Below are 26,674 nucleotides of genomic sequence, written 5' to 3'. Positions count from 1 at the left end.
GACCCGGCGGGTTACCGGGCGGATGGCACGGCGGACAGCGGCGCGCCGAGGTCCTCGGACCGGCCGTTGACCCGTGGAACGGGAAAGACCATGACGGGGACGGCAGCAGCGCCGCGCTGGACGGCGACCGGATCGTCGGCCAGCCGGCCGCACAGCGCCGCGGTGCTCACCGAACCTCCCCGAAGATCATCCGTTCGGTGTAGGTGAGCAGGTCGGACAGGTCCGTGTCCCAGCCCTCGGACCGGGCTTCGGGGATGCGCCGGCCGCCATCGGTGATCAGGAAGAACCAGATGCCGATATCGGCTGGGTCGTGGTCCTCGCCATCGGTCTCCTCACCGCCCGACCCCACCGTGAAGTTGATCTCCACAGTGACGGTCGGGCTGGTCTTGCGCAGAACCTCGAACCCCTCGCCGTGGTCGACGACAGTCCAGCCGGTCGGAAACCGGTCGGGCAGGTCGATCGCGATGCCGGTGTGCCGGTCGACGGTCCGCATGTCAGCCGTCCTCGCCGAAGCTGACACCGAGGATGTGGTCGGCGGCGTGCTGGGCCTGCGCTGCGGCCTGGACGACCAGCTTGGTGTCCTCACGCAGTACGCCGAGCCAGGAACGCAGGTAGGCGGCGCTGTTCTCGACAAGCGCTTTCTGGTCGATTCCGGCGATGGCGCACAGCAGGGCCGCGCCCATCTCGGCGACCAGTTCCTCTTTCGAGTAGACCGGGTCGCCGAACCTGCCGAACGAACCGGTGCGCACCCCGTCCCGGTCGAGACGGTTCTCGTGGCCGGTGGAATGGGTGAGTTCGTGGAACAGGGTCGCGTAGTACTCCTCGGCGGAGTCGAACGCGTCGATCGGTGGCATCGTTACTCGGTCGACGGCCCCGGACTCGTAGTAGGCCGCCTCACCGGTCCGGATCGAGGGGCTGTCCTGGTAGCCGTCGGCGATGGCCTCCGCCGTGGCGATGCGTTCGACGTCCGGCCGGTTCAGGGCGGCGTAGGTGGGTTCCTTGCCCTCGTCCCAGTCCGCCTGGTCGGCGTTGAACACCCGGTAGTAGCGCAGCAGGAAGCGACGCTCGTCCTTCTCGTCGTCGGCCGTCGCCTTGTGGAGGTAGGACTTCCAGAAGACGACCAGGGTGGAGTGCTCGCCCTTGCGGACAGTCCCGCCCCGCTCGTTGATCTTCTTGAGGGTGCCCCACCACGGCGAGCGGTATCCGTTCGTGAGCGCGGTCAGGCCCAGCAGGAAGGGGTTGACGCCCCGGTACGGCTTGCCCGTCGCGAGCGACAGGGGCACGCCGACCTCGACGTTCCATGGCTGATGCCACGGGACCGTGCCGTTCTCCAGAGCGTTGATGACGGTGTCGGTGACGATCTCGTACACGTTCTGCCGCGTCACCTCGCTACACCTCCTTTGTGGTTGCCCGCTCGATGCGCGGGCAGCCGGTGAGGGTCGCCCGCGCAGGCGGAGAGCTGTTCGTGCGGCGATAGCGGTGATTCGCCGGAATGCGGGCATGGCGATGCCCCGGCCGCCCATCGGGACGGGGCGGCCGGGGAAAAAAGCCCGTGCGGTGTGTGTGGCGACGACTCAGGAGCGGTCGTCGCTGGTGCTGCCGTGGACGTCGACCGCCAGGGTGAAGGCGATCTCGGTGGTGTCGGGGTCCGCGACGATGGACCACTCGTCCAGCAGTTCGGAGATCCGTTCCGTGACCGCCTCTTCGTCCTTGTCGGCGCTGCCCCCGTCGGTGAAGATGCTGATCAGCCGGCCGCGTGGCTCGCCCAGCTCGTCGGTGTAGGTCTCGACCTCCAGCTCGGTGGCAGCCGGGCACACCGCGCGGGTCTCGCCTTCGATCAGGATCTCCAGCAGCAGCCGCCACTCGTCGCGGGCGGTCAGGAACGTGTCGCGGACCCGCTCACGCCGCCGCTGGGCACGTGCGTAGGGCGTCTCGGACCGCCGGGCCAGCGCGGTCGCCACGCCACGGCCCAGCCGCGTCCAACCACGCCTCGCGTTGTCGGCGCGCATCACTGAGCTCCGTGGGACAGGCCGTCGACCGGGGCGGCAGCCGGCGGGGATGTATCGCTGGGGTCGGCGGCGGGCGGCGTGTCGACCAGATCCACGTGCAGCGGTTCGCCGGCAGCGTCGGCCTGGCGCAGCGCGGCGAGCGTCGCCTCCGCGAACGCCCGCAGGCCCTTGCGGGAATAGCGGGCCACGGGCTTGCGGCGGTGCCACACCGGATCGTTCCAACCGAACTTCTCGATCCCGATGCCCCGGTCGGTCTCGGTCTCGTTGCGCAGTTCGGCGTAGAACTCCTTACTCGGCCCGTGGTGGCGGATCTTCAGATTGACGACCAGCGTCGCCGGGTCGATGTCCTCGTCGACTCGCCGCACGACCCACCGGTAGGTCAGCCGCCGGTCAGCGTCGTTGACCAGCAGCGTCGGTTCGCGTTCGGTGATGAGACTCATGGTCAGTGCTCCTTTCTCGTCGTCGTCCCGCCACCCCTCGGATCAGGGGTGCGGAGACGTGTCGGGCGTTTCGTGCAGGCGGCCGTCATGGCCGTAGGTGAAGGTGCGCAGCCGCTGGTAGGGTTCCGGTCGGAACAGCGGCATTCCGTCGACGACGTACGCGGTGAAACCTCGGCAGATCCACATCACCCACCGGTCCGGCCTCTCCTCGGCGCCGTCTACCGGCAGCACGTCGGCGGAAAGGCGACCGGCTTTCCGGCGCATGTCGCGGCGCGCGAGATGCGGACACAATCTGGTCGATGCCTCGGCACACGATTCATGCATCGGAGGATCGTGATAGACCTGCGCGGCCACAGGCTTCGATTCGCCGAGAAACGCGACGAACGGGTCCAGCGGATTCCCGCAGATCCCGCAGAGGTCCTCGGCGGCGAGACGCAGGGCCTCACGGCCATCGACGAGGGAGAATTTCGGCGTCCCGTCAGGGAAGCGTGCCGTGGATGCCGGGATTGGCAGTCCCCGTCGCTGGTCGATGGGCAGCGAACGCATCAGGTCTGGGAGTTCAAGGGCATGGCCCACTACCAGTCCTTTCTCGCAAAGATTCGGGAAGGTTTCCCGGAAAGAAGGCAGCTGAAAGCCGTGTCAGGGAACCGGCGGCGCGCGGCATCAGCGGCCCACACGGCATGAGGAAATTCCGTTCAGGTTTACGCTAAAGAGACCCCGGACTGCCGGCAGGCGGGGCGATGTCGCGCCACCTGCCGCTGTGGGCGGCGGGCGTGGGCGTCGCGGTGGTGGACGCGATCAGCCGACGTAGATGGCGTTCCGCTCTCGCGCGAGCGCTTGAAGTGCCTCCCGCTCCGTGTGGTACCACAGGATCGGCGGGCGACGTTGGCCGTCAGTCGGACGGACAGTGGCCAGATTACCGGTGTTGACGATCTCCCCGGTCTCGATGGCCTCGCCACCCTGGCGAACTTCATAGCCGTAGTTGCGAAAACCGGGCAGGATGGTTCTGTGAACGGTGCGAAACATGGTCGGGCCTTTCGTGAACAGGGGAGCCCATCATGGCCGCAAAGCCTCCGCGCCCACCCGGGACGGCGAATGGCGGTATCGTGGCCGTTGCCGGGCTCGGGAGCGGCGCGGCTACCGGCGGGCCTTGCGCCAGATATCGGCTTTCTCGCGCATCCGGTCGAGGGCTTGCTCCCTGCCGGGAATGTCGTACAAGCCGTCGAAGCCTTCCTGGTCGTTGTGCAGCAGCCCGACGTGGAACTCACCCGGCCGGGCGCTTTCGGCGACCACCGCCCACAGCGGCATATAGATTCCCGCGCGAGGAATGTAGACGCCGGCGACCACGGGGCCACCGAAAAACCGTGCGGGCAGGGGAAATTCAGGTGCCATTGTCGTTGGTCCCTTCATGGAGGCATCCGGAACCCCGGTGCTGCTGGATGTCAGGGGGCCGCGGTGGGCCGTGGGTGCCAGACGGGCCGGCCGTCGTCGTCGACCCGTTCGAGGCCGAGTGCGTCAGCCCAGACGGCGCAGCTGTGGCAGGAGCGGGTGCAGCGGGCGCAATCGCCGCGGTGCAGGATCTCCCGCCAGTGCTGCTCGACCCCGGCACGCGAGACGTGGGAGTAGGCCCAGGTGTCGATGTCGTCGGTGAGCCGGTCGCGTAACGCGACCAGGACGCGCAGGACCCGGTCGGGGTCGTAGCCGGGCATCGTGTGGTCACCGATCCCGGCGGCGCGTAGCGCGTCGAGCCGCTCGCCGTGGCCGCCGGTCAGCGGTGCCAGCAGCGCGGAAGCGTCGAGCCGGTCGTCGTCGGTCGGTGGGCCGCCCCGGTTGACCGGCCGTCGCCGTAGCTCGTCGGGGCGGGCCGCGCGGCGCCCGGGTGGGCGACTCATCGTCAGCTCCGCGCCGTGCCGGAGCCCATGGTGACCACGGGTTCCGTTGTGGCTGCGGGTGGTGTGTCGAAGCGGATCAGGTGGCCGTGTTCGTAGTCCTCGGCGATGGCGCCATCGACGGCGGCGAGGTCCGCGACTCTGTCAGAGATCTCGCCCCAGTCGTTCGGGGCGTTGTGCTCGTCGACGTCGATCGTGGTGTCGTCGGCGAGCAGGACGCCGTCGGCGGAGGCGGTCGGGTAGTCGCCCCAGACGACGTCGCACAGCACGGCCACGGCGGTCGGCCAGGTCTGGCGGACCAGCGCGGCGAGCCCGTCGTCGGCGGTGATCCGTCGCAGGAGTTCGGTGTTGATCGCGGACAGGGCCGCGTTGAGGTCGGCCTCGTCGGCGGTCGGGAGCAGAGACGGGTCGATCAGCACGGGCCTACCTCCCTCGGGTGGACGGGGTGTGTGGGAGCTGGAGAAGCCGGTTGTCGGCGTGGAAATGGCCGGTCTCGGCGATGCGGAGCAGGTCGCCGCGGATCTGTGCGGCGACCTGCTCGAAGCCGGGGTCGCCGTTGCGTTCGGCGAGAACGTCGGTCAGGGTGCACACCATGTCCAGCTGATGATCACCATCGACGCCGACCCCGGTTGCACCCCGGAAGGCAGCGACGTCGCGGACGTTGCGGGCGATGCGGGTCGCAAGCAGGAAGACGAGCCGGTCGGTGGTCTGGGCATGCGCGAACGCGGTCTGCCGGTAGTCGTGATCGGCCGCCACGATCGCGCTGTCAAGGTCATCCATGAGTACGTCGCTTCGGAGAGTGAGCCGCACGGGGGCGGCGGACGGTTCAGGGGACGGGCAGGGGCACCCATTCCGTCGGTGGGGTGGGGTTCGCCTGCTCCGTGTCGATCAGGTCGCGGATCTGTTCGTGCAGGTAGTCGTCGGCGTCCGCGAGGCTGGGGTCGTCGGCCCAGACGATCGCGTCGACCAGCGACGTCGTCTCGACGACCACACCGGCGAGCGCGTCGGTGGTGTAGTGGTGGCCGCAGTGCGGGCACTCGACAACGGTGCACAGCAGATAGGCCGTCCAGGTTCCGTCAGCGAAGTGACGGCGTTCCTCGGCGACGATCTCCGGATCACCGAGCGGTGAGGCGTAGTAGTCGATGTCTTCGGCGATGTGGACACCGACCCGGGTCGGGCCGGCGGTGGGCGCGGTCATGGGCGGCTCCGGCAAGGAGAAGGGCTGCGTGGCTGATGGGCCGTGCCCTGCGCGGCGCGGCGGCCGTCTCGCGTGCGGACCGGCCGGCACCGATCAGGAACGCGGATGCGCGAGAGGCGGGCCGACGATCTCCCAGGCCCATTCGTAGGCGCCGATGTAGTACAGGCCGTCCGGAGCGGGTTCGACCACGGCCGTGGAGGCCCCCTGACCGCTGTGGACCACGACGGTGCCGTCGTCGCTGATCGTGATCGTGTCGATCTCGTCGGCGGGTACGGTCGCGGCCAGCGCGGCGGTCTCGGCCGCCAACTGGCGGACCTGGCTGGCGGTGAAACCGGGAACCGCCCAGCCGTTCCACCGCTCGTCGGTGGCCGGGACCTCGTACTCGCTGTAGACGCCGCTGATGGTGACGTGCATGGTTGCAGCGGGTGTCATGGTGTGTCCCCAAACGTGAGGACCATGGACCTACCAGCCGGCCAGCCGGTCAGCCGGTGGGCAGGCAGCAGGACAGGGGGATGCCGCGTACGTCATAGGTGGTGGCGTCGAGCGGGATGAAATAGCGGGTCTGAGAGGTGCCGCGTAGCCGTTCGGTCGAGTCGGTGTCAAGGGTGATGGTCGCGTGCTTGCCGTCGATCTGGGTGATGCTGCCCGTCAGTCCGTTGAGGTACTTCGGTCGGACGTTCGCGATCTTGACAGTGGTGCCGGTGGTCAGTGTGGCGGTCCGGATCGAGGCCAACGCGGCCCGCCGTTGCGTGATCGAGGTGGACAGCCGGGTCAGGTCGTCCTCGGTCGCGTGGGAGAGCACGAAGTCGGTCGCGCTTTGAAGAGTCGGGGTCGGAATGTTCTCGGGCATGCGGCGCCCTGCCTTTCTTCAGCGGATGGGTCGGGGACATGCGCGGGCCGGTAACCCGGCCCGCGACGAACGGGGACGTCGGCGCTGTCAGCCGACGGTGAAGCTGACCCGGCCGGACACGCACAGCGGCTCCGGGCACAACACTGTGTTGGCGGCGTGGCGACGCGCGTCGTCGAAGTCGAAGTCGGCGTGGGCCTGGTTGGCGTGGAAGGTCCACGAACCGTCGGTGGCGTACCAGTCGGCGCCGCAGCTGTCGCACACGGCGTGGCAGGTGAACACGTCGGAGTCCTCACGGATCGCGTAGATCAGCGCGTCCGTGTCCAGCTCCGGCGGTCCGGCGCACACCAACCCGACGTCACGCGACCGGTAGTCCCCGACCGCGCCGTGGACGTACACGCCGGGCCAGACCACCCCCGGTCGGGTGACGATGTCCCACTCGTCGGCCGGGCCGACCAGAGCACGCCGCCACCGGTAGACCACCCCGACGGTGTGGAACGGCCGCAGTACCCGGATCGCGGTCAGGCTGCGGCCCTCGTCGAGGTAGCTGGAACTGGACGTCTCGTAGGCGAGATCGTGCACCGTGAGGTAGCCGAGCTTCTCCAGCTCCCGCAATCCGTCGGTGTCATCCAGGTAGGCCGGACCGTCCATGGTTCCGGGCGCCACATCCTCCCGGTCGATCTTCGTCAGGGCGTCGGCCACATACAGGCTGGTGTCCGCGTCGTAGCCGCCCGGCCGGTCGGTCATGCGCAGCACGGTCGCCAGCGTGGGCGCGTCGGCCACCCTGATCCTGTTCAGGATCTCGGTGACCGTGTCCCGCGCGTCAACCGACAACTCGTGGTAGTCGATGTGCGTCTCAACGTTCACGGCGTCACTCCTTCCGTGACATCCGCCCGGTCACAGCGGGCGGGCAGGCTGACGCCGGCCCCGGACCGATCGATCCGGGGCCGGCGCGGTGAAGGTCAGCTGCCGATGAGGTAGGTGCCGTCGTGTAGCGGCGTGAGTGGCCGGTGCCCGCAGGGGGCGTCCGGGTAGGGCACGTGCAGCAGCAGCCGGCCCGCGATCACGCTGTCGGCGTCGTCGGGTACGCGGCGCACCGTGAACGTGAACGCGCCGCGCGGGTCCCCGACGGAGATGTGGACGGTTACCGAGTCCTCGGACTCGTCCGCCGTGACGCCGGCGTGGTTGCACCAGCTCAGCGGCACCGCCTCCGGCACATGCCCCCCGCCCGTCTCCGCGTCGTTGGAGTCGGCGTCCGGGCAGTCCGCGCCGCTTGATTCCCCCAGCCAGCGGCCGTCCGAGGATTCGGACAACGCGTCGCCGCAGCTGGAGCACCGGTAGGTCGTGCCGTCGCCGCCGATCTCGACGGTGACGCTTTCGTGGTCGTCGTCCACGGTGTCGACGGTCCGGCCGTCGACCTGCACCGAGAACATCGTCCCTTCCGCCTCCTTCAGGCCGGGTCAGGATTCGGTGTAGATCCGTCCCTGGTCGTCGCGGTGGAAACCGGCCTCTCCGAGCGTGATCGGGGAGCTGAACGGCCGGCCGTCGTCGTCGAGCAGCTGCACCGCGGGCGACCGGCCTTCCGGTGCCTGGATCTCGCAGCGCATCCGGCGGCCCGCGACCCGCAGGTACATGCAGACCTCCGAGTACGGCAGCACCACGCTCCGGGTCTCACCCGGAGCCACATAGACGATCACCTTTCATTCCCTTCTGGTTTGCTCCGGCCGGGCCGGGCGTGCTCAGAGCACGTCGACCGTCCAGCTGTCGCAGTCGTCGGCCCGACCGGCCACCTGAAGCTCGATGTCGCCCATGGAGCGGGCCAGCTCGTGTAGCCGGTCACCTTCCGCGCCGAAACCGCAGTCCCACAGACCCGCTCCAGCGCCCTGCCTGGACAGCACGTACTCGGCGCCCAGTTCCTCCGGCGTCGGCACCTTGTCGCCCAGACGGCATGCGAGACCGAACAGGTCACCGATCCCGAAGATCAGGAATTCGCGGATGTCCTCCATGGGCTCGCCGTCGAGGAACTCGATCTCGGTTCCGTCGAATCCGCTGCCGTAGAGGTTCGTGGTCTGATCCGGCGCCCACTCGACGACCGCCGTTCTGATCAGCTCACGCCAGACCCCCAACTGGAAACGCGTCAGGAAGTCCGGCGAGACGGTGTCACGGACAGACACAGGTCTTGCCCCTTTCTGCCGATGCGGTCGTAACCGCACGGCACGGACAGGAGGCACACCGGCCCAGCGGGTGTGCCTCCTGTCCGTCGCCGGTCATTCCGAGGTCTTGTGCTTGCCGTCGCGCAGGAACGCGTCGACCACGTCCCGCCCGAAAATCGCCACCGCCATCAGGATGTGGATGAGTAGGACCTCAACGGACACGAGCAGCAGCAGCTCCAGAAGGCAGAGCAACGCGGCCACCGCCAAGTGGTGACGCCCACCCCGCGCCGACAGGTTAGACGCGAGGTTCGTGCCGAGACGACCCATGGAGACCCTCCGATCAGACCGACGAATACCGCTAACGGTTGAGCTTTTGGGGCGGGATATTCCCTCACCTTGATACGACGTCGGGAACGCTCCGACCGTCCAGCCGAAAAGCGTTCTGGCGTGCGCACCAGGGTGCGGAAGTCCCTCACCTTGATACGACGTCGGGAACGCTCCGACCGTCCAGCCGAAAAGCGTTCTGGCGTGCGCACCAGGGTGCGGAAGTCCCTCACCTTGATACGACGTCGGGAACGCTCCGACCGTCCAGCCGAAAAGCGTTCTGGCGTGCGCACCAGGGTGCGGAAGTCCCTCACCTTGATACGACGTCGGGAACGCTCCGACCGTCCAGCCGAAAAGCGTTCTGGCGTGCGCACCAGGGTGCGGAAGTCCCTCACCTTGATACGACGTCGGGAACGCTCCGACCGTCCAGCCGAAAAGCGTTCTGGCGTGCGCACCAGGGTGCGGAAGTCCCTCACCTTGATACGACGTCGGGAACGCTCCGACCGTCCAGCCGAAAAGCGTTCTGGCGTGCGCACCAGGGTGCGGAAGTCCCTCACCTTGATACGACGTCGGGAACGCTCCGACCGTCCAGCCGAAAAGCGTTCTGGCGTGCGCACCAGGGTGCGGAAGTCCCTCACCTTGATACGACGTCGGGAACGCTCCGACCGTCCAGCCGAAAAGCGCTCTAAAAAGCCGAAAGGGGCACCGGGCTAGGTGCGCCCGGTGCCCCTTTCGGCTAGGTGGCTCAGTCGTCGGGAAGCGCTCCCGTACGCCGCTTGTCGCGCCGCGTGGCGCTGTAGGCGAGCATCTCGCGCGTTTCGTCCAGCCGCTGTGTGAGTTCCCGGAGTTCGGCTAGGGCAGCGTCACGGGCACGGCGGACGGCACGGCGGGACCCGTACTGTCCGCCGTAGAGCTGCTGTGCCACGTGGGAGAGCACTCCGGCCCGTCCGATGTCGTCCGCCTTGCTACCTTCCGCTAGAACGCGATCGATCACGGGGAAGTCCCGACCGTCCCCGTAGGCCGAACCCCACACCACGTCGCTGATGCTGGCGAGGTAGCTTCCCGTGGCGACGAACTCCGCGTGTGCCACCCCCCGCATGTACTGCTCACCCGGCGTCGCGTCGATTTCGTCTGGCTCATCGTCCGTCCGGAAGCCGTTGCGCGCGGCAGCGTCCTTGACCGCCCACCCCATGATCATTTTTCGGTCCGCGACGAACTCCCGACCCTTACCCGTCACGTAGAGCCAGGAATCAGGCGTGCGTGTCGCGACGGACAGGGAGGCAGGCTGAAACCGGCTGCTGATCTTCGCGAGGTTCTGAGCGAACAGGAGTACCGCGTCTTGGGTGACGTCGTCGCTGATGTCTGCCGTGCCGTACTTGCCGAACGGTCCGCCCGCGATGGTGGTGTTACCGTCCATGCGCTTGCGCGACCGGGTGAAGTTCACCGTGCGGCAGTACTTCCGCGCGATGGTCCGGATGTCCTGCCAGTCACTGTCGGTGACCAACGCCATGTCGTCCGGCTGGACGCGCGAGCCAGGAAGCGCGGACGGCGTGTCCGACGTGAAAACAGGATTGCCCATGACAGACCTTCCTTACAGGGGGTTGGTTTCCGGGGGGTTCTCCCTCACCCGGTGCCGATACCTAATTCTCCGCCTATGCACGTCCGAATTCAACCCCCATTCGTCCATCAATTCAAGATTCTTTATGTGGGATTTCGGGGCCAGAATCGCCGGATTGCCGACGGCGACATCAACGGAAAAGCGAAGGGAAAGTGAAGAGCGAAATACAAAAGCGAAAGGCAAAAACAAAGAAAACACGCCAAGCCACGAGAAAGGGCGGCCCGCAGACCAGACCCAGAAACGGCCAGCCGCCACCACGCACCCGTGTCCACCAGACCGGTCCCGCCAGCCACGCCGATTTTCAGCTCGTTGCCTCGCAGCCCAGTCTTGGCCCACTTGGGTACACCCAGCGGGCTTCCGACCTGCGTTGATGCAGCTCGACCGTGTACCCACTAAGCGGGTACGCGGTTGGGGCCGTGGTTGGGGCCGTGGTTGGGGCATCGCACAGGCCGTGTCCTGGCAGTAACGCTGCGCTCTCCGAGGGGGGTGTGCCCGCCGGCTGGGTTCGCCGCCTTTCAGCGATTACCTTTCTCCATTGGATAGGCGCGTCAAATCGCCGCCGGGCGGATGCCGCGGCGCTGGACCGAGATTGGGAGCTGCTGAGGGCGAAGAGTTCGCAGGTGAATTCCGCTCCGGTCCGGTCCGGAGTCGAGCGCTCCATTGATTCTGCCACCCGGCTCGCGGACTGGCGTCACTGAACAGCCCTGCGATGTCCCTTTGTCGACGCAGCCGCCGACTATTGGAGAGGCTGGTCTTTCTCGACGAGTTCGGCGAGTTTGGCCAGGGTCATGCGGGTGGCCGTTTCGGTCTCGGTGGCGGGTATGGCGTCCGGAATGCCGTGGTGGGCGACGAGGACGGTGGTGGCGCCGGCTGCGGCGTCGCTGAGGGTGGTCGTCGTCGTCATCGTGACGGCCGCGGGCGGGTCGTCGGTTTGGAAGGCGAGCCGCTCGATGACCTGGCTGTCGGGGACGAGCCGCAGGAACCGGCCGTGGTAGGTGCCGGTGGGAACGGCGATGGCGGCGGCCTGGGCGGGTTGGTGGCGGGTGAGGGAGATCCGGAAGGTACCGCCCTCGCGGGCCTCGAAGGTGTGAACCTGGGCGTGCGTCCCGGTCGCGGCCCGCCAGCGGACGATCATGGTCGGGTCGAGCAGCGCTCGGTAGACCGCCGGCCGCGGTGCCCAGATGCGCCAGCTCACCTGCGTCGCGTACACGTCTTCGACGGTAGACACGCGGGCGGGAGACGTCGCGGTGGGCGGTCCGCGGACTGGCCTCGTCGCGGGCCGGGGTGACGTGACGTGCGCCATGGCCGCCCAGGACAGCGGGCGCTCTGGAACGGGTCTACCACCGCGAGTGGCGCCATCTTCGCAGGTGGCAGGGGCGTAGCCGGGCGATCGGGCCCCTGGTGACGATCCGGCGAAGTGGCGGCCGGCCGCCAGTGACCGGCCTGAATCGGATTGTCACGTTTACGCAGATGGTGCAGCCTTGGGTGAAGTGCCCGTCACGCAAGGACTGGGGGCGTCCGCGGTCTGGAGGGGCCGCGCTGCGGGGCGGAACGGTCAGCACGGACCCGGGACCGGGTCCGTGGATCTTTCCGTGGGAGTTTGTATGACGCTCGATGACGGAGCGCTGTCTGATTCCGATCGGCGCATCCTGTTGCACGATCTGCGGCACACACTCGATTCGGAGTGGTTGCCGGATGTGCTGGTGGCCTTGTCACAGGAGCCGTTGTCGTACACCGGCCTGCTGGGCAGGCTTCAGTCCTACGAGGCGGCCCGGGTGCGGCGGTGGCCCCCGCCGGTGGTGCGGGACTCGGTGCTGCACCGGACGTTGCGGTGGATGCAGGACCGTGGGCTTGTCGAGCACGACCGGGACGAGGTGTGGCCCTTCGCCGCCGTGTACCGGCTCACGCCGCCGGCGAGGGAGCTGGCCAGGCTGGTGCTGCCGATCGCGGAATGGGCCGCGGCACATGAGGACCTGCTGGAGCTGGACCGGAAGCTGTGGGCAGAGCGGCGCAGGCGCCGGAAGAACGGTAAGAAGGGCCGCCGGTCGCGCTCACGCTGAACGACTGTCCCGCGGGCCCCGCATCAGCTCCTGGAAGAGGCGGTCGGTGTCCGCGGCGGGCTGCTGGTCGAGGTCCGCCAGTGCCTCGACCAACTGGCCATAGGTGACGGCGATGGCGTCGTGCCGGCCGAGGCGGGCCTGGATGCGCACGATCTGGCAGTAGAGCTGCTCATTGGTCGGGTCGAGGCGGCGCAGCGTGTCGAGCAGGTCCAGGCGCTCGGGGGTGTCCTCGCCGACGGCGGCGAGGATGCTGGTCAGCGCGTCGGTCACCTGGCGGCGTAGATGTTCCCGGTGGGCCTCGGCCCAGGTGCCAGTGAGGTCCATGGCGAGGTGGCCGGTGTAGAGGCCGGTCAGCGGCAGGAGCGCGGCGATCTCCTCGGCGGTCGTCGTAGCCCGCCGGCGCGCATCCAGGGCGTCCTGGACCTGCCAGAGGTCGACGGTGAGTAGGTCGGCGCGCAGCCGCCAACGGCCCGCGTCCTGCTCGAACAGATCGTCGATCGCTCCGCCGGTGGCGCGGCGCAGGGCCCGGCGTAGCGGGCTGAGCGCGGCGTAGAAGCGGTTGTCGATCCGGTGGCGCGGTTCACCGTCGTCCGGCCAGACCGCCTCGATGAGCATGTCGCGGCGGACCCAGCCGCCATGAGCGGCGAGGTAGGCCACGAGCTCACGGCCCTTGATCCCGATGCTCTCGACGGTCTGGGTGTCGCTGTCCGGCGTGGGCTGGTAGGACAGCTGCCACCTGCCGAAAAGGGTAAGCCGCAGCGGTGTGGTCACCTCCGGCCCGCGCGGCGACGCCGCGGGCACAGCGGCGGCTGGCGTCGGCGAGGGTGGGGATGGGGGTGGGGTCGGGGGCGGTGCTTCGCCGGTCTCGGCCGCGGTGTCACCCCCGCCGTCACCAGGGGGCGGTTCGTCCGGCTCCAGCGGCTGTTCCGGCTCGCTCGGGCCGTCGACGTCGGCCGGGGCCGCCGGGACGTTACTGGGGGGCGGCGCGGAGGTGGGCGGTGGGGGCGGGGGCCCCTGGGTAGGGTTTGCCCGCCGGTACTCCTCCTGGTTGGTGGCGGGTGCGTCGGCGTCGGCGAGCAGGTCGAGCAGCTGGCCGGTGTCGTTCTCGGGCAGGGTGAACAGCCGGTTGCCGACCAGCGCGGCGGCGATGTCGGGGCTGGCGGCGCCGATCACTCCGTCGGGCCGGACCCGGGCGGTCGCGCCGGGGCGCCACTGCCCGTAGAGGATGCCGACGACGCCGAGTGGGGAGCCGTTGTCGAGCGTGGCTTGGAGGCGGCGGTCCGAGGTCTGGTCGGGGGCGGCGATGACGACAAGGGTGGACCGGCTCGGGTTCTCGCCGGCCGCGGCTCGTCGCGCCCGGGTGACGACGTCGGCTTCGAGGCGGTCCAGCAGCGTGGGCAGGTCGGCGACGATGTGCAGCCGCTGCGGCGGCGCGGCGGTGGAGTCCTCCCCCAGCAGCCGCCGCACGTCAGACGCCGGGATCAGGACTTCGACAAGGGCGGCGTCGGGCTGGTGACGATCGGCGAGCTGTGCGACGAGCAGAGCGCGGATCGCGGCGTCCGCGCCGGGCCCGATCAGCCCGAGGCCGCGGGTCGCGGCCAGGTCGAGCGCGAGCGGCTGGCCGTCGCCGGAGGTGCCGACAATCCGGGTGCCGGGTGGGGCGGCGTGGGTCGTGGCGGTGGCCGCGGCGTGGCGGCGGCCGGTGATGTGCGGGTCCCCGGGCGGGCGCACGATGACGAGCTCGCCGTCAGCGTCGCGTTCGGCGGTGGCGCTGTTGTAAGCGGCAGCGAGCTGGTGAATCACCGGTGCTTCGACCAGGTCGTCGCGGACACCACTGCCGGGGACGTAGTGCCGGCGGCGCCACAGCCGCACGGAGAACAGCGCGACGACCAGCAGCGCGACCGCTCCCAACCCGAGGTAGGCACCGGACGGGAACTGCACCCCCGGCGGCTGCGACGGAGCCGGGGCGGGCACGGTCGGTGTGCTCGGGAGCGTTCTGGGAGCCGGGGAGGTCGGAGCGGTTGTTGGGCCGCCGGCCGTGGACGGGCCGGGGGTCGGCGTACCGGGCGCGGGTGTGGAGGGAGTGGGGGTGGTCGGTGTGGTCGGTGGTGTCGTTGGTCCTGGGGCGGTCGAGGACGGTCCCGGCGCGGCCGGTGCCGAGGGTAGCGGGTCGGAGCGGGGTGGGCTCGCGGGCGGTGCGTCGGGTGCGGGCTGGGTGGGCAGGGTCAGGACCCAGCCGGGGCGGATCAGGCCCGGTTGGGTCAGCGCGCGTCCGTCGGCCTGTGCGATGCCGTGGTTGAGGGCCCAGATCTCGGGCCAGCGGGCGCCGTCGCCGAGACAGCGGTCCGCGATCCGCCAGAGCGAGTCGTAGACGCCGTTGGTCGGCAGCTGTACCACAACGGTGCCTGGTGCCGCTGTGGGCAGCGTCGCGTCGATCGGGGTGGCCGCAGCGACGGTGACGAAGCTCGGGCTGGCCGGCGCGGTGGCCGCCGCCGGGGCGACGGCGGGACCGGCGGCCGGAGTCAGCGGGCCGCGGGACTGGGCGACGGTAAGCAGGACCGCGCCGAGCAGGAACGTGGCGAACCCGCGCATCCCGCCGACCGGCAGCGCAACGCTATGGCCGGGCCAGCGCGCCTCCCGCACCACATCAGGCACGGCAAGGGCGACCGAGATCGCAAAGGCGAACCACAGCGGCCACAACAGCACCACGAGAATGTCCAGGAGCAGGGTGTCGTCCATCGGACCGGTCAGCCGCGCCGAGACCTCCGCCCAGGACGGCACGTGGTGAGGTAGCGGCCAGCCGACGAAATGCCACAGTGCCCAGGGCAGGCCACCGACCAGGGCGACCAGCGCGGCCAGGGCGATCGCCGCGCGCAGCAGTCGACCGGCCAGCAGCAGACCCGCGGTGCTCCGGCGCCGGGTGCGACGGGGCCGGCGGCGGGCGGGCGAGCGGCTCACGGGACGGCTCCAACCGGTGGGGCGGGGTGGGCGCTGCCGGTGGCGGTGACTGTGAGGGTGTCGAGCCCGACCACGCCCAGCAGCAGGTTGTCGTGCACCGCGGTGACGGTGACCGCGACCGTGTTGTCGATGATGGTCACGGTGCCGGTGGCACCGGCCTGGGCGAGGTAGGACCGTGCGGCGGCGACCGCCTGGTCGGGCAGCAGCCGGACCGTTCCACCCTGACGTAGCACGGTCAGGTCGAGTTGCTGGGCGCCGGCGCGGGCGGCTTCCTGCGCGACGCCCATCGCGGTGGTCTTGTCGGCCAGCGCACCGCCGGCGTCCACGATCAGCCCGGCGAACATGACGAACGCGGCGAACAGCACCACCACGAACGCGGTCACCGTTCCCTCGTCCCGCCCGCGGCGAGCGGGTCGCGGGCGGCTCACGGCGCCTGTCCGAGCTGATCGCCGTAGATGTCCACCGGTGAGGTGGAGCTGGCGTGGAGCGTCGCGCTGCCCGGCGTGCCCAACATTGCAAGATCGTCCAGCCGGGTCGTGCAGGTCAGGGTCACCCGCACCAGCGCACCGGGCGCCAACCCGGCCGTGTCAGTTTCGACGGTCAGGTCCTGGCAGGTGACCCCGGCGTTAGCCAGCGCGGTCTGTGCGGTGGTACGGGCGTCGGTGGCCGCCTGGGCGGGGGTGCGGGCGATCGACGCGGCGCGGGCGGCCTGGTGGGCGACGTCGGCGATGCGCAGCTTCGCGTCCGAGATCCGGTAGCACAGCACGAGGAACAGCAGCATGAGCAGCAGCGCCGGCAGGATCAGCACGAGCTCGGCGGTGGCCGACCCCTGGTCAGGCCCTCGGCGAGCGCACCTGGGTTCGCGGGTCACGAGGCCGGCCTCCTGCGCTCAACTGGCCCAGCCGCGTCGACATCGATGCCGAGTCGAAATCCGGGGATCACGCTGGCGGCGGTGCCGCGGATGTGGACGGTCGCCGTCTCGCCATCGCGGGTGACCGTGACCTGCGGGCTGGTGAGGCTGGACCGGCCAAGTTGGTCGAGGGTCACCTGCGCCTGCTGTTCGCCGGCGGTGGCGCTGCCGCCGTCGGCGCGGGCGGCGGCCAGCGCACGGCTGGCGGTGGCCTGCGCGATGTGACGGGCATGCGCCCAGACCGTGACCTGCGCGAGCAGCAACACGATGCTGAACAGCAACGGCAGCACGAAAATCATCTCGACGGTCAGTGCCCCGGTATCCCGGCCACGGCGAGGGGGCGGCATGGGCCGTGTGCACCGTCGCCCTCGGTCCGGTTGGACGCCGCGAGACCTCGGGAGCGCCCGTCGTGACATGCTGGGACTGCCCCCCGCGGGCCGGCGTGCCGATCCGGGGCGTCCTGGCTGCGGGCGACGTCGGTCCCTGACCGGACGGAGCCGGGCGGTCATCGTCGGGCGCCTGCTACTTGAACACCACGCTGCGCGCGGCGTCCAAGATCTGCGGGCCGAAGATCCCGATCACGGTCAGCGCGAGCGCCGCCAGGAACGCGATCCAGATGACGGTCTCGGTGGTGTTGGAGCCCCGGTCGCGTTCCTCGGGCGGCACCTGAGTGAGGCGGTCGTGGATACGGGACCACCAGGTCTGGAGACGGCCGGACACGGTTCCTCCGATGGTCAATAAGTGTTTTCTACAGGGATCGGGTGATTTGTGTCAGAGCGGGATAGAAGACGAACAGGATGAAACCGATCGCGATCAGGACGCCGGGGATACTCATCCGTTCGGTCGCGGCGTTGGCGTCGGCCTCGGCGTCCTGGGCCTGGCGGACGCGCAGCGCGGCGGCTTTCGCGTCCAACGACTGGCGGACGCGGGCGCCTTCGGTGCCGGCGAGCGCGACCGCGTCGGACAGTTCGACGAGTTCGGAGATCTGAAGCTCCGCCCCCAGCTGGCCGAGCGCCGCCCAGGGGCTGATCCGGGTCTCGCGGGCGGTGCGCAGCGCGCGGCGGATCGCCACGAACGGCCAGCCGTTCCCGATCGCCGCCGCGTCGGTCAGCGCGGTCTCGACGCCGGCGCCGCCGGCGAGCAGCACCTGGATCAGTGACAGATAGGCCGACAGGGCGTGGCGGAAGGTGCGGCGCTGCCGGTCCGCTTCCGCCCGCACGGTGAGGTCGGGCAGCAGGAACCCGACGACGCCGAGCAGCAGGGCGACCGCGGCCGGCACCGCCCACGGAAACGGCCGGCCCCCCGCCGCGAAGGCCAGCCCCACCATCGAAGGGAACAACAGCCCGGCCACGGCGGCGGTCGCCTTCTCCGCGAGATGGGCCTCGGGGGAACGACCCAACGCCGCCAGATCCCGGCTCAGTGCCACGGTCGGTAGGCCAGTAGCGCGCAGCAGACCGACGAACGGCCGGCCCATCCGCACCGCCCACCCGTCCTGCTCCGCCGGCACCGTCAACGGGGTCGGCGAAGCCGGGGCCGGGGTCGGATTGAGCCGGGCGATAACCTCCTCCAAGGAGGGACGGGGTGGGAACAGCCACATGACCAGTGCCCACAGACCGGCCCCGACCCCGGCGCCGAGCAGCATCAGCAGGGCACTCATCGGGATGCCCGCCCCACCGTCGCCGGAGCCGCCCCCGCGGCCTGCGGCGCCATCGGATCGTCCTTCTGCAAGAATCGGCCCGGGTTGTCCATCTTCGCCATGCGCTTCAGCCACACGAACCCGGCGACGAAGATCGCCCCGACGGCCAGCAGAACCAGCTGACCGGCAGCGGTGCTGTACGGCCCCAGGAATGCACGGTTGAAGATCACCAGTCCGCCGGCGAAGACCAGCGAGGTCACGACAACGACTCGCATCGTGGTGCGCATCCGTGCGCGGCCGACCTCGATGCGGCCCAGCATGTCGACCTGAGCCCTGGCCGTGGCAGCGAGCTGGCCGAGCAGCCCGGACAGCTGGCGGGCCTGATGCTCGCTGGCGAGGATCAGCGCGCCGATCACCAGGTCGGCCAGCGGGTCGTCCAGGTCGTCGGCGAGGCCGCGCAGCGCCGGGCCGAGCCGTTCACGGCGGTCGATCCGCGCGGCCAGCAACGCGATCTCGCCGCGGATCGCCGCCGGCGCGGTCTGCGCGGTGGCCAGGATCGCCTGCTCCAGACCGGCCGCAGCCGCGAGGGTGTCACGCAGCTGCTCGGCCCAGACCGCGATGCCCTGGGTGCGGGCGACCTGACGGGTCTGGTCGCGGTCCGGGCCCAGCATCCGTGGCAGCCCATACACGGCCATGGCGATCAGCAGCCCGCCGACGACCCAGCCAGTCACCGCCCCGGCCACGATCCCGGCGGCGACCGAACCGGCGGCCCACCAGCCGAACCGCGGATCGGTCCGCCACGGCCACGCCCGCGGCCGGCGCGCGGGACGGTGCGCGCCGTCGTCGGGCACACCGCGCCACCCGTAGACGATCAGTAGCAGGCCGGCGCCGACACCGAGACCGAGTAGCCCGAACACGCCGGTCATCCCCACCACCCCCGGGACAGCACGTCCGGGTCGAACCCCACGTCGACCAGATCATCAAGCAGGTCCCCGGTCGGCGGGGCGGCCGGCAGGCCCCGCCGGTCGGGGCCCGGCCGGTACAGCTCGTTGGTGATCACCTGGGTTCCGTCGGCGTCGACCACCTCCCGCACCGAGGAGACGACGCGGCGGCCTCGTTCCCCGCGCGGCTCGGCCAGGTGGACGACGACGTGGATCGCCGAGGCGATCAGGAGGTTCGTCGCCTCGACAGGAAGCCGTTCCGGACCCTGCACGGCATAGCTGGCAAGGCGGGTGAACACCCCTCGGCTCGTCGAGGAGTGCAGCGTGGTCATCGACCCGTCGTTGCCCTGCGACATCGCGTTGAGCATCGGGATCACTTCCGGCCCGCGGACCTCACCGACGATCACCCGGTCCGGAGACATCCGCAGCGCGGCCCGCACCAGATCGGAGGCGGAGATCGCGCCTTCGCCTTCGGTGTTGGGTTCGCGGACCTGCATCGCGACCACGTCCGGATGAGCCCGCTCGTCCTCGTCGAGCCCGAGCTCGTACACGTCCTCGACGGTCACCAGCCGCTCGTGCGGGGGGATCTGATCGGCCAACGCGAGCAGCATCGTGGTCTTCCCGATCGCGGTGCCCCCGGCGACCACGATGTTCTTCCGGGCCGCCACCAGCGCGGCCAGGAGCGCCTCCAGCCCGTAGTCGATCGTGCCGTTCGCGCGCAACGCCGCGAGGCTGACGTGGCGGAACCGATGCCGGCGGATACTGACGGACGGCCGTTGGGTAACGGCCATGACCGCGAAGACGCGGCTCTTGTCGGCCAGGTGGAAGTTGACCATGGGGGCGCCGCGGTCCCAGCGGCGTTCTTCTACCCCGGCGTGCGCCGCCAGGTCCCGGATCAGGTCGATCAGCTGGATGTCCGAGTCGGTGATCGCTGGGAGTCGTTGTCGGCTGCCGTCGGCCCGGCGGATGAACACCCGGTCCCCGTTGATGTTGATGTTCTCGATCGACGGGTCGGCCAGGAGCGGTTCGAGGCCGCCGAGCCCGAGGACCTCGGCGAGGACCTCCGCGAGGACACGCTGCTCGTCCTCGGGTGTCAGGACCCCCGCGCCGCGGGCCAGCTCGGCGGTGGTGTGCGCCTCGGTCAGGTCCACGAGCACAGACCGGGCGAACGCCTCACGCGCGCCTGCGGTCAGCGGCGGGGAGCCGGCGTCCTCGTCCATACGCAGCCGGCGGGCGAGCGCGGCCCGCAGCCCGTCCCGGAGCCGGCCGCGCAGGGAATCAGCCGCCGTCCCCGAGGCCCGGCCCGGAAGATCGGTCGGCGTGGGGCCCGCACCGCCGCCGGTCCAGGACGTGAGCGGAGCGGGCCAGCCTGCCCCGTTACCAGACGCCGCCGGGCGGTGCGGGTCGGGCCAGGACGGGCCCGTCATCGCCGCACCGTCCTCGTCGGCGGCAACGCGGCCCGGTCGTCGAACCCGGCTGATCCTGCGCCCAGCGCTGGGGTCGCCGCGGCGACCGGCACCGTGGCGGCGAGATAGTCCGCCATGCCTGCCACCGTCCGGCCGAGCTTGGAGCGGCTGATCCCGGTGCGGGTCTGGCGGCGGCCGACGAGCACCTCCGCGGCCGTGGTGTCGTAGGGCACCGGGCCCAGCACCCGCGACCCGAGCACGCGGGCGATCTCCCGGACCCGGTAGTCCGGTGATCGGTACGGCTGGGCGACGACGACCACATACCAGGCCGGCACGCCCCAGCCCTGCACCACGTGCATCCGCGCCGCCAGGTGCGCCAGCTCGTCATCGCGGGCCCGCGCGACCAGCAACAGCACGTCCGCCGCCCGCAGTGCCGGCCCCGCCGGCGACCGCGGATCGAGCCGGCCGCAGTCCACGATCACCGTCCGGCCGCCGGCCCGCGCCGCGGACCACAGCAGCGACCAGCCCCCGCCGTCGAGCTCGCCGAGCACGTGGCTGGCCTGCTCGGCGCCCGCCGGCGCGGGGATGACCGCAAGACCACCGGGCAGCTGGTGGGCGTGCTCCTCCGCGGAGCGCTGCCCCCCACCTCGACGGCCGGCGGCGGCGAGCGTCACCAAACCCCGGCCGCCCGCCAGCAGTCCAAACCGGGCGCCTAGATCACCGCCAGCGGGGTCGGCCTCCACCAGAAGGGGATCTCCGGCGTCTGTGGGCCAGCGGTCCGCCAGTGCCAGTGCCAGCGTCGTCGCGCCCGGCGACGCTTTCAACGAACCCACGGCGATGATCACGCGGTCACCGATTCGTTCGGTTGACCGTGACGACGCCGATCTGCCCGGCCGGTGCCGCCGCCAGCGCGTGGGCGTCGGCTTCGGCGAGCTGGAGCGAGATCACCGTCGTCTGCTCGGTGTCCGCCGCCACCACGGCCACGACTGTCGCCGGCCACGACCGGGCCTCGCCGGCCGCCGCGGTCGACACCGCACTGGTCGCGGGAGCGACGACGACCGTCACCCGGGAGCCCGGTGCCAGACCGGTGGGGAACTGGCCGGCCTTCAACGCCACCGCCGCGATCGCCTCGCCCGCCGGCGGGACCTGCGCGGCCCCGACCGCCGCCCGGCTGAGCACCGTGCCGGCGGGCAGGCTGTACGCGACCGGCTTGCCAAGCACCCGGTCCCGTTCGCCGGCGCCGACGGTGTCGACTCCGTCGGCGGAGATCCGCACCTCCCGCACGTCCTCAGCGGCCAGGACATGGCCCACCGTCACCGGCCGGGCGAGCACCAGCACCGGCTCCCGCGACCCCACCCGCGCGCCCGCGACCAGGCCAGCGACGGCGCAGCCCACCACCAGCACCACACCCAGCAGCAGATACGGAACCCGGCGACGGCGCCGCGGACCGCCGGTCAACCGGGCCGCAGGGGCGCCGCCGGTCCGCCGGCCGGCGCGGTCTGGACCGGCCGCCCGCGGCGTCGAGGGTTGGGCCGTCACCATCCGATGCTCCCCGGTCCGGACCTGGCACAGCCGTCTGGCCCGCCCGCCCTGGTGATGCCGGTCACGGTTGTCATCAGCCACCGCCTGTCGTCAGCGCGGGAACATCGATCACCCGGGCCCGCGTCGCCGACACGGTCGTCAGCCCCGGGAACGCGCCTGTCTGGCCGGCGCCGGCCCAGGTCACGTCCCAGCGGACCGTCGCCGTCACCGCGAACGTCCCGCCCGGTTCGTCGAGTGACCGGCGCTGGTAGACGTGGCCGCAGTCCGGCGACCCGCTCTTCGGATCGGCCCCGGCCGGGAACGGCGTGCCCGGCCCCGTGCAGGTCACCGTCCCGCCATCCCCCAACGTCCAGACCACCTCCACGGGCCGGGCGACCGCGCTCACCGACACCCCACCCGCCGCGGCGGTCGCCGCCACCTCGTTCCATCCGGCGGAGTCGAGCCACAGCCAGGTCGGCAGCCGCACCAACTGGTCGGCGACCGGGCTCATCACGATCGCCGGGCCGGCCAGCCTCAGCTGGTTGCGGGCCTGCTGCGCCAACGCCTCCGGGTCCGGCGTGGGCGCAGCCCCCGGGCCCGTGTCCGGAATCCACACCGGCGCCCGGTACAGCGCGTCCCGCTCACCGCTCGATGTGCACTGGTAGATGTACCAAGCGCCAGGCCCCTGCCCCGGCTGCGACGCCACCGGACGCACCGACAACCCCGACGAACCGAGCGTCGCCGGCCGCACCACCAGCCCACCCTCTCCCGGTAGCTGATAGGAGGCGGGCCGCGCACCTCCGGCGGGCGGCTGATAATCGCTGCGGACATACGCGCAATCCGCGATGTCGAGCGACGGTTCACTCAACGACCGGTCGCCTGGAGGTGCGCTATTCGGTTGACCACGCCCCGCTTCAGGAACGTCGCCGGCGGATGAGGGGCCACCGCCCGGTGCTGGGACCGGGGCCTGCCCGTCGCTGCCCGCCAGCAGGCGGCATCCCGGATAGGGATTCTGATCGCACTCAGTCGAGCCGTAGCCGTTCGCGAACGCAGGTGAGGCGCTGATACCGATCGCGAGGGCGACGGAAGCGATGACACAGCCTCGCCTCAGCACGATCCCGCCGCCCCGACGCCGAACTGCGTCACGCGCCAGAGGCCGTCGGTGTGGATGCGAACTTCCGCCATGATTCTGTGAAACCCGCCAGGCGTGTCCGTAAACGCCGAACCATCAGCCTTGTACCGCACCCAGTTTCGGCTATCACTACAGTCCGAGATCATCACGGTTTTCGGCGTATCCGGCGGCTCCACCGATGTGACCTCTGGCCTGTTGATGGGCTCGCCCCGAGAGACAAGTCCATTGGCGTGATCCGCGTAGAGGCCACCGGTGAGGACCTGCAAAGCCTCACCGGAGGCATAACGGGAAAGAGAGGGCGCCTGCCAGTCCGCGGTGCGACCAGCCTGCGCGTCGGCTTTCCACATCCCCACGTACGCCGCGACCGCGTCGCGGCGCGCGAGGTCCGCCGGGGACGTCGGCGTCGGCGACGACGGCGCGGGCGAGGAGACAGTGCCGCTGCTGGCGTCCGGGTCGGGCGTGGAGCCGCCGTCCGAACCACAGGCAGCGAGGAGCAGCACGACAGCGACCACGACGCTGGCGCCGGCGGCGCTCAGCCGCATCCGGCAACGCCGTCCTGATGTACGAGCCCGGACCGCCACAGTGCCCACCTCGCAGGAAATCCCAACGAATGGCCAACTCGCCTGGAAAGGAAAAAACCCTCCATCTAGGACTACTCCGGCCGTGTTGCATCGCAGCGGTCCCGCTACGCAGCGGGACCGACATCCCAGCGGGAAATGACTCATCCGAACTAGCCGCTATCACCCGATCGGACTACTGCACTAGATCGCTGTCATGGCCCGAACAGAGGTTGTGAGGCGTGCAGGTCCTCGTCGAGCCGCGGACGGTAGGCGACAGCACGCCACCAGCGACGGGCATCCTGGACGGCGCACTCCCATCCACAGGCTCCCATCCACAGGCACCCATCGGCAGCCGCGAACACATCTCAGGACCGCCGAGGCAGAGAACAGCTCGCCGACCCGGCGCGGTGGGCCGCGCTGGACCACTTGGGACGATGAGGATCGAGGGCTACTGTTGGCGCATTCCGACTCGCTGTCCGCCACCAGCTTGGTGCAGGACGAGGGAGGAGCCCGAGACCTCGTGACGACCAGGCCCAGCCTGCGGGTGGAGCAGGCGGAGCTACGGGCGCGGATGCGCACGGCGGGAATGTCTCACGACGAGATCGCCGTCGAGTTCGCCCGCCGCTACCAGTTGCGCCCCCGCGCCGCCTACCGCGTCGCCCACGGCTGGACCCAGACGCAGGCTGCGAACCACATCAATGCCCACGCCGCCCGTACCGGTCTGGACCCCAGTGGTGCCGCCCCTATGACCGGCCCGCGGTTGTCGGAGCTGGAGAACTGGCCGCTGCCGAACAACCGCCGCCGGCCCACCCCCCAGATCCTCGCGCTGCTCGCCGAGGTCTACGGCACCGGCATCCACAACCTGATCGACCTCGACGACCGCGAAAACCTCGCCCCTGCCGACAATCTCCTCGTCAGCAAGACACCGAGAACCATGCGGGTCAGCCTCGAAGAACTGCCGAAACCCAGGGGCGCAAGCCAGGCCGAGATCGCAGGAAAAGGCATCAGAACGCCTACTCCGGCGATGACCTCGCCAGCCGCGGAAGCAACCGTTTCCCTTGGTGGCGGATTTGACCGGCAGGCGGAAATGTTCGGCATCGGCGTTCGGCTGCAATATTTCGCAGGACCCTCCACGCAAACGCCTTTCCTCGATTATCTCGACGGTTTCATCGAGGACTGTGTCGCCTCCTATGAGGCGCGGGGCCCAGAGCATCTGATGCCTCTTGTCGTACGCCAGCGGAAGGACGTGCAGACCCTCGTCGAGGGCTGGCAGACGTCCCGGGACCGTATCCGGATGCTGCGGGCCGCGGGGCGGCTGTCGGGGCTGGCCGGCTATATGGCGGTGAACCTCGGGGACTTCCCACTCGCGCGCGCCTACTGCTTGGAGGCGTTCACCCTCGCAGTGGCCGTCGAGGATAGCGATCTGGCGGCCTGGGTACGGGGCACCGAAAGCCTGTGCGCCTACTACTCCGGTGACTACCGGCTGGCGCTGGAACGGGCACGCGAAGGACAGACCCACGCCGCGGGCGGGCCGCAAGCGATCCGTCTGGCGATCAACGGCGAAGCCCGCGCCCTGGGCCAGCTCGGCGACCGCGACGGCGTGCGGGAAGCCGTCTGCCGCGCGTTCGACCTCGCCGAGGGCACCGAGCTACCCGAGGGCATGTCGCCGTGCATCTCCTTCGGCGCCTACAGCTTCGCGCGGATCGCGGCGAACGCCGCGACCGCCCACGTCGGCACCGGCGACACCGCCCTCGTCCAGAGCTACGCCCAGACCGCCAGCGGCATGCCGGGCGCCGACCGTTCCCGGTGGAGCGACGTCCTGATCACCCTTGACGTCGCCACCGCGCTGACGGCCGGCGCCGACCCCGACCCGGAACACAGCGCCGCGCTCGGCGTCGAGGCCCTCACCCGCGCCGGTGCCGCCCCGATCGAGTCGATCCGCCAGCGCGGTCGGGAACTGGCCCGCCGCACCGCGCCTTGGCGGGCCCTGCCCGCCGTCGCCGAACTCGCCGAGGTGTCCCAGGCACTGCCTCACAGCGCGTCACGGTGAGCGAGCACGACCCGGTCCACGACGACTGGGAACGCTTCCGGGTCCTACCCTCCATGATCGACCACTGGGACCGGCCCGGCTGGACCCCGGGCCGGAGTAGCTTCCACTGGTTCCTGACCTTCGACAGCGCCGCGCTACGCGACCTTGCCGCGACCTGCCAGCAGCAGCTGCACGACCTCGCCTGTCTCGACCCGGTGCCCGGCGAAGGGCTGCACCTCACCGTGCGCCGGCTCGCGTTCACCGACGAGATCGATCCCGCCACCCTCGGCGCGGTCACCCGCCGGGTCGCCGAACAGTGCCGTCACCAGCCGGCGTTCCGGCTGCGGGTCGGACCGCTGGCCGGATCGAGCGGCGCGGTCCGCTTCACCGTCACCCCCTGGGAACCCCTGATCAGACTGCGGAGCTCCGTGGACGACGTGTCTACCGCCTGCGGCCTGCCCGCCGTCAAACGGCGTTTCCGTCCGCACGTCGGCATCGCCTACAGCAACCGCGACACACCCGCGGAACCGATCATCCACCGGGTCGCGGGGCTGCGTGACCTGCCCCCCGCCGAGATCTCCGTGGCCGATCTACGGCTGGTCCGGCTGTACCGCGAAGGCCGGACCTACCAGTGGGACACCGTGGCCGTCGTCCCCTTGAGCGCCTGACAGGTCTCGTCTGGTTGCCCGGGTCGGCGGCGCGAGCCGCACCCATCGGATGCCGTCATTGGCGGTCCAGCACATCGGCCGTTGGAGGGGGCGCTGCGGCTTCCCCTGGCCCGGTGTGAGTAGCCCCCTGAGGGTCGCGCCCCGCGCCACGCGGTGCGGGGGTTGCAACAGGACGGGCAGGGGTCTCGCCGGTCGGGACACCGAGGGCGGTGCGCAGGTGTGGGGCGTGGAGGTCGCTGGCGGTCAGATGGGCGGCCAGGGAGATGGTCGGGTGTGCCGGGACGCCGATGACGTACATGCCGGCGGTGCGGGCGGCGAGGACGCCGGGGGGTGAGTCTTCGATGGCGATGCTTCGCGCTGGCGTGGCGCCGAGTC

The 26,674-nt window shown here is 70.5% G+C and carries 36 protein-coding genes and 1 pseudogene; 3 read left to right on the top strand and 34 right to left on the bottom strand.

All coding sequences use genetic code 11. The annotated features are described in order from the left end of the window. Positions 1–11 precede the first annotated feature (11 nt). From ACG83_RS45495 to ACG83_RS24635, 21 genes are all read right to left on the bottom strand, one after another. Entirely contained in the window at positions 12–170 is a 159-nt protein-coding gene (locus ACG83_RS45495; RefSeq protein ID WP_161934791.1) for a hypothetical protein, read from the bottom strand. Next, on the bottom strand, positions 167–493 hold the full coding sequence (locus ACG83_RS24725) for a hypothetical protein (RefSeq protein WP_054568674.1): 327 nt from the start codon (positions 491–493) through the stop codon (positions 167–169). The genes ACG83_RS45495 and ACG83_RS24725 overlap by 4 nt, the downstream gene beginning before the upstream one ends. A 1-nt stretch (position 494) precedes the next feature. Further along, complete coding sequence (locus ACG83_RS24720; protein WP_063793204.1) at positions 495–1,385, bottom strand: ArdC family protein; 891 nt, start codon at positions 1,383–1,385, stop codon at positions 495–497. A gap of 189 nt (positions 1,386–1,574) precedes the next feature. Further along, positions 1,575–2,009 carry a hypothetical protein gene (locus ACG83_RS24715; protein WP_054568673.1) on the bottom strand — a complete coding sequence of 145 codons (435 nt, stop codon included), beginning with the start codon at positions 2,007–2,009 and terminating at the stop codon, positions 1,575–1,577. Further along, positions 2,009–2,449 carry a hypothetical protein gene (locus tag ACG83_RS24710; RefSeq protein WP_054568672.1) on the bottom strand — a complete coding sequence of 147 codons (441 nt, stop codon included), beginning with the start codon at positions 2,447–2,449 and terminating at the stop codon, positions 2,009–2,011. Before ACG83_RS24710 ends, ACG83_RS24715 begins: the two co-directional genes overlap by 1 nt. A gap of 42 nt (positions 2,450–2,491) precedes the next feature. Beyond that, positions 2,492–3,025, bottom strand: a complete 534-nt coding sequence (locus ACG83_RS24705; protein ID WP_054568671.1) for a hypothetical protein — start codon at positions 3,023–3,025, stop codon at positions 2,492–2,494. A gap of 222 nt (positions 3,026–3,247) precedes the next feature. Further along, positions 3,248–3,475: a hypothetical protein gene (locus ACG83_RS24700; RefSeq protein WP_054568670.1), complete on the bottom strand. Its 228-nt coding sequence runs from the start codon at positions 3,473–3,475 to the stop codon at positions 3,248–3,250. A gap of 111 nt (positions 3,476–3,586) precedes the next feature. Then, entirely contained in the window at positions 3,587–3,859 is a 273-nt protein-coding gene (locus tag ACG83_RS24695) for a hypothetical protein (protein ID WP_235498160.1), read from the bottom strand. A gap of 32 nt (positions 3,860–3,891) precedes the next feature. Beyond that, complete coding sequence (locus ACG83_RS24690) at positions 3,892–4,341, bottom strand: hypothetical protein (protein ID WP_054568668.1); 450 nt, start codon at positions 4,339–4,341, stop codon at positions 3,892–3,894. A gap of 2 nt (positions 4,342–4,343) precedes the next feature. Beyond that, positions 4,344–4,757, bottom strand: coding sequence for a hypothetical protein (locus ACG83_RS24685; protein ID WP_054568667.1), 414 nt, complete (start codon positions 4,755–4,757; stop codon positions 4,344–4,346). Positions 4,758–4,761: 4 nt separating this feature from the next. Continuing rightward, positions 4,762–5,118: a hypothetical protein gene (locus ACG83_RS44505; protein ID WP_054568666.1), complete on the bottom strand. Its 357-nt coding sequence runs from the start codon at positions 5,116–5,118 to the stop codon at positions 4,762–4,764. A 46-nt stretch (positions 5,119–5,164) separates the two neighbouring features. After that, positions 5,165–5,536, bottom strand: coding sequence for a hypothetical protein (locus ACG83_RS24675; protein ID WP_054568665.1), 372 nt, complete (start codon positions 5,534–5,536; stop codon positions 5,165–5,167). A gap of 93 nt (positions 5,537–5,629) precedes the next feature. Continuing rightward, on the bottom strand, positions 5,630–5,968 hold the full coding sequence (locus ACG83_RS24670; RefSeq protein WP_054568664.1) for a hypothetical protein: 339 nt from the start codon (positions 5,966–5,968) through the stop codon (positions 5,630–5,632). 49 nt (positions 5,969–6,017) lie between these two features. Beyond that, entirely contained in the window at positions 6,018–6,386 is a 369-nt protein-coding gene (locus tag ACG83_RS24665; RefSeq protein ID WP_054568663.1) for a hypothetical protein, read from the bottom strand. 87 nt (positions 6,387–6,473) lie between these two features. Next, complete coding sequence (locus ACG83_RS24660) at positions 6,474–7,250, bottom strand: hypothetical protein (RefSeq protein ID WP_054568662.1); 777 nt, start codon at positions 7,248–7,250, stop codon at positions 6,474–6,476. Between the two features lie 95 nt (positions 7,251–7,345). Continuing rightward, positions 7,346–7,816 (bottom strand): hypothetical protein, encoded by a 471-nt coding sequence (locus tag ACG83_RS24655; RefSeq protein WP_054568661.1) that lies wholly within the window; start codon positions 7,814–7,816, stop codon positions 7,346–7,348. Between the two features lie 27 nt (positions 7,817–7,843). Continuing rightward, positions 7,844–8,080: a hypothetical protein gene (locus ACG83_RS24650; RefSeq protein ID WP_054568660.1), complete on the bottom strand. Its 237-nt coding sequence runs from the start codon at positions 8,078–8,080 to the stop codon at positions 7,844–7,846. Between the two features lie 42 nt (positions 8,081–8,122). Then, positions 8,123–8,557: a hypothetical protein gene (locus ACG83_RS24645; RefSeq protein WP_054568659.1), complete on the bottom strand. Its 435-nt coding sequence runs from the start codon at positions 8,555–8,557 to the stop codon at positions 8,123–8,125. Between the two features lie 93 nt (positions 8,558–8,650). After that, on the bottom strand, positions 8,651–8,863 hold the full coding sequence (locus ACG83_RS44500; protein WP_134351612.1) for a hypothetical protein: 213 nt from the start codon (positions 8,861–8,863) through the stop codon (positions 8,651–8,653). Between the two features lie 742 nt (positions 8,864–9,605). Next, positions 9,606–10,439: a hypothetical protein gene (locus ACG83_RS24640; RefSeq protein WP_054568658.1), complete on the bottom strand. Its 834-nt coding sequence runs from the start codon at positions 10,437–10,439 to the stop codon at positions 9,606–9,608. Positions 10,440–11,214: 775 nt separating this feature from the next. Continuing rightward, the gene (locus tag ACG83_RS24635; RefSeq protein ID WP_054569121.1) at positions 11,215–11,688 is read right to left on the bottom strand and encodes an SRPBCC domain-containing protein; all 474 of its coding nucleotides are present in this window, start codon (positions 11,686–11,688) and stop codon (positions 11,215–11,217) included. Between the two features lie 394 nt (positions 11,689–12,082). Between ACG83_RS24635 and ACG83_RS24630 the strand changes: the two genes are divergently transcribed. Further along, positions 12,083–12,538, top strand: coding sequence for a helix-turn-helix domain-containing protein (locus ACG83_RS24630; protein ID WP_054568657.1), 456 nt, complete (start codon positions 12,083–12,085; stop codon positions 12,536–12,538). Here ACG83_RS24630 and ACG83_RS24625 read toward each other — a convergent pair. The 12 genes from ACG83_RS24625 to ACG83_RS24570 form a co-directional block, all read right to left on the bottom strand. Next, the gene (locus tag ACG83_RS24625; protein WP_054568656.1) at positions 12,530–15,496 is read right to left on the bottom strand and encodes a BTAD domain-containing putative transcriptional regulator; all 2,967 of its coding nucleotides are present in this window, start codon (positions 15,494–15,496) and stop codon (positions 12,530–12,532) included. The two genes, ACG83_RS24630 and ACG83_RS24625, sit on opposite strands and share 9 nt — an antisense overlap. Beyond that, a complete protein-coding gene (locus ACG83_RS24620) occupies positions 15,493–15,879 on the bottom strand; it encodes a pilus assembly protein TadG-related protein (protein ID WP_235498158.1) in 387 nt (128 codons plus the stop codon). Before ACG83_RS24620 ends, ACG83_RS24625 begins: the two co-directional genes overlap by 4 nt. A gap of 41 nt (positions 15,880–15,920) precedes the next feature. Then, positions 15,921–16,367, bottom strand: a complete 447-nt coding sequence (locus ACG83_RS24615) for a TadE/TadG family type IV pilus assembly protein (protein ID WP_054568654.1) — start codon at positions 16,365–16,367, stop codon at positions 15,921–15,923. After that, positions 16,364–16,753 (bottom strand): TadE family protein, encoded by a 390-nt coding sequence (locus ACG83_RS24610; protein WP_054568653.1) that lies wholly within the window; start codon positions 16,751–16,753, stop codon positions 16,364–16,366. Before ACG83_RS24610 ends, ACG83_RS24615 begins: the two co-directional genes overlap by 4 nt. Before the next feature lie 175 nt (positions 16,754–16,928). After that, positions 16,929–17,126 (bottom strand): hypothetical protein, encoded by a 198-nt coding sequence (locus ACG83_RS24605; protein WP_054568652.1) that lies wholly within the window; start codon positions 17,124–17,126, stop codon positions 16,929–16,931. Positions 17,127–17,154: 28 nt separating this feature from the next. Continuing rightward, positions 17,155–18,063 (bottom strand): type II secretion system F family protein, encoded by a 909-nt coding sequence (locus tag ACG83_RS24600; RefSeq protein ID WP_054568651.1) that lies wholly within the window; start codon positions 18,061–18,063, stop codon positions 17,155–17,157. Continuing rightward, positions 18,060–18,968, bottom strand: a complete 909-nt coding sequence (locus ACG83_RS24595; protein ID WP_054568650.1) for a type II secretion system F family protein — start codon at positions 18,966–18,968, stop codon at positions 18,060–18,062. Before ACG83_RS24595 ends, ACG83_RS24600 begins: the two co-directional genes overlap by 4 nt. Then, positions 18,965–20,410, bottom strand: coding sequence for a CpaF family protein (locus tag ACG83_RS24590; RefSeq protein ID WP_054568649.1), 1,446 nt, complete (start codon positions 20,408–20,410; stop codon positions 18,965–18,967). The genes ACG83_RS24595 and ACG83_RS24590 overlap by 4 nt, the downstream gene beginning before the upstream one ends. Then, positions 20,407–21,234, bottom strand: coding sequence for a hypothetical protein (locus ACG83_RS24585; RefSeq protein ID WP_054568648.1), 828 nt, complete (start codon positions 21,232–21,234; stop codon positions 20,407–20,409). The genes ACG83_RS24590 and ACG83_RS24585 overlap by 4 nt, the downstream gene beginning before the upstream one ends. 4 nt (positions 21,235–21,238) lie before the next feature. Next, complete coding sequence (locus ACG83_RS24580) at positions 21,239–22,012, bottom strand: SAF domain-containing protein (protein WP_235498157.1); 774 nt, start codon at positions 22,010–22,012, stop codon at positions 21,239–21,241. Further along, positions 22,005–22,778 carry an ATP/GTP-binding protein gene (locus tag ACG83_RS24575; protein ID WP_235498156.1) on the bottom strand — a complete coding sequence of 258 codons (774 nt, stop codon included), beginning with the start codon at positions 22,776–22,778 and terminating at the stop codon, positions 22,005–22,007. The genes ACG83_RS24580 and ACG83_RS24575 overlap by 8 nt, the downstream gene beginning before the upstream one ends. A gap of 239 nt (positions 22,779–23,017) precedes the next feature. Beyond that, a complete protein-coding gene (locus ACG83_RS24570; RefSeq protein ID WP_054568646.1) occupies positions 23,018–23,584 on the bottom strand; it encodes a hypothetical protein in 567 nt (188 codons plus the stop codon). 589 nt (positions 23,585–24,173) lie between these two features. Between ACG83_RS24570 and ACG83_RS46920 the strand changes: the two genes are divergently transcribed. Next, on the top strand, positions 24,174–25,652 hold the full coding sequence (locus ACG83_RS46920; RefSeq protein ID WP_369812919.1) for a hypothetical protein: 1,479 nt from the start codon (positions 24,174–24,176) through the stop codon (positions 25,650–25,652). Further along, positions 25,649–26,299, top strand: coding sequence for a 2'-5' RNA ligase family protein (locus ACG83_RS24560; RefSeq protein WP_054568644.1), 651 nt, complete (start codon positions 25,649–25,651; stop codon positions 26,297–26,299). Before ACG83_RS46920 ends, ACG83_RS24560 begins: the two co-directional genes overlap by 4 nt. A 55-nt stretch (positions 26,300–26,354) precedes the next feature. On the opposite strand, the pseudogene ACG83_RS46915 reads toward ACG83_RS24560, so the two are convergent. Continuing rightward, positions 26,355–26,674: pseudogene (locus tag ACG83_RS46915) on the bottom strand (HAD family phosphatase); the annotation flags it as partial.

This window comes from Frankia sp. R43, from assembly GCF_001306465.1.
GTDB classification, from domain to species: Bacteria; Actinomycetota; Actinomycetes; order Frankiales; family Frankiaceae; genus Parafrankia; species Parafrankia irregularis.
Note: the sequence above shows the minus strand (reverse complement) of the source record. Positions and strands in the feature narration are given on the sequence as shown.

Bases quoted from the DNA above. Each gene is read 5' to 3' on its own strand.
- ACG83_RS24725 (WP_054568674.1), bottom strand. From the start codon at position 493: ATGCGGACCGTCGACCGGCACACCGGCATCGCGATCGACCTGCCCGAC.
- ACG83_RS24715 (WP_054568673.1), bottom strand. From the start codon at position 2,009: ATGCGCGCCGACAACGCGAGGCGTGGTTGGACGCGGCTGGGCCGTGGC.
- ACG83_RS24710 (WP_054568672.1), bottom strand. From the start codon at position 2,449: ATGAGTCTCATCACCGAACGCGAACCGACGCTGCTGGTCAACGACGCT.
- ACG83_RS24700 (WP_054568670.1), bottom strand. From the start codon at position 3,475: ATGTTTCGCACCGTTCACAGAACCATCCTGCCCGGTTTTCGCAACTAC.
- ACG83_RS24695 (WP_235498160.1), bottom strand. From the start codon at position 3,859: ATGAAGGGACCAACGACAATGGCACCTGAATTTCCCCTGCCCGCACGG.
- ACG83_RS24690 (WP_054568668.1), bottom strand. From the start codon at position 4,341: ATGAGTCGCCCACCCGGGCGCCGCGCGGCCCGCCCCGACGAGCTACGG.
- ACG83_RS44505 (WP_054568666.1), bottom strand. From the start codon at position 5,118: ATGGATGACCTTGACAGCGCGATCGTGGCGGCCGATCACGACTACCGG.
- ACG83_RS24675 (WP_054568665.1), bottom strand. From the start codon at position 5,536: ATGACCGCGCCCACCGCCGGCCCGACCCGGGTCGGTGTCCACATCGCC.
- ACG83_RS24670 (WP_054568664.1), bottom strand. From the start codon at position 5,968: ATGACACCCGCTGCAACCATGCACGTCACCATCAGCGGCGTCTACAGC.
- ACG83_RS24665 (WP_054568663.1), bottom strand. From the start codon at position 6,386: ATGCCCGAGAACATTCCGACCCCGACTCTTCAAAGCGCGACCGACTTC.
- ACG83_RS24655 (WP_054568661.1), bottom strand. From the start codon at position 7,816: ATGTTCTCGGTGCAGGTCGACGGCCGGACCGTCGACACCGTGGACGAC.
- ACG83_RS44500 (WP_134351612.1), bottom strand. From the start codon at position 8,863: ATGGGTCGTCTCGGCACGAACCTCGCGTCTAACCTGTCGGCGCGGGGT.
- ACG83_RS24640 (WP_054568658.1), bottom strand. From the start codon at position 10,439: ATGGGCAATCCTGTTTTCACGTCGGACACGCCGTCCGCGCTTCCTGGC.
- ACG83_RS24630 (WP_054568657.1), top strand. From the start codon at position 12,083: ATGACGCTCGATGACGGAGCGCTGTCTGATTCCGATCGGCGCATCCTG.
- ACG83_RS24610 (WP_054568653.1), bottom strand. From the start codon at position 16,753: ATGCCGCCCCCTCGCCGTGGCCGGGATACCGGGGCACTGACCGTCGAG.
- ACG83_RS24600 (WP_054568651.1), bottom strand. From the start codon at position 18,063: ATGAGTGCCCTGCTGATGCTGCTCGGCGCCGGGGTCGGGGCCGGTCTG.
- ACG83_RS24595 (WP_054568650.1), bottom strand. From the start codon at position 18,968: ATGACCGGCGTGTTCGGGCTACTCGGTCTCGGTGTCGGCGCCGGCCTG.
- ACG83_RS24590 (WP_054568649.1), bottom strand. From the start codon at position 20,410: ATGACGGGCCCGTCCTGGCCCGACCCGCACCGCCCGGCGGCGTCTGGT.
- ACG83_RS24570 (WP_054568646.1), bottom strand. From the start codon at position 23,584: ATGCGGCTGAGCGCCGCCGGCGCCAGCGTCGTGGTCGCTGTCGTGCTG.
- ACG83_RS46920 (WP_369812919.1), top strand. From the start codon at position 24,174: ATGCGCACGGCGGGAATGTCTCACGACGAGATCGCCGTCGAGTTCGCC.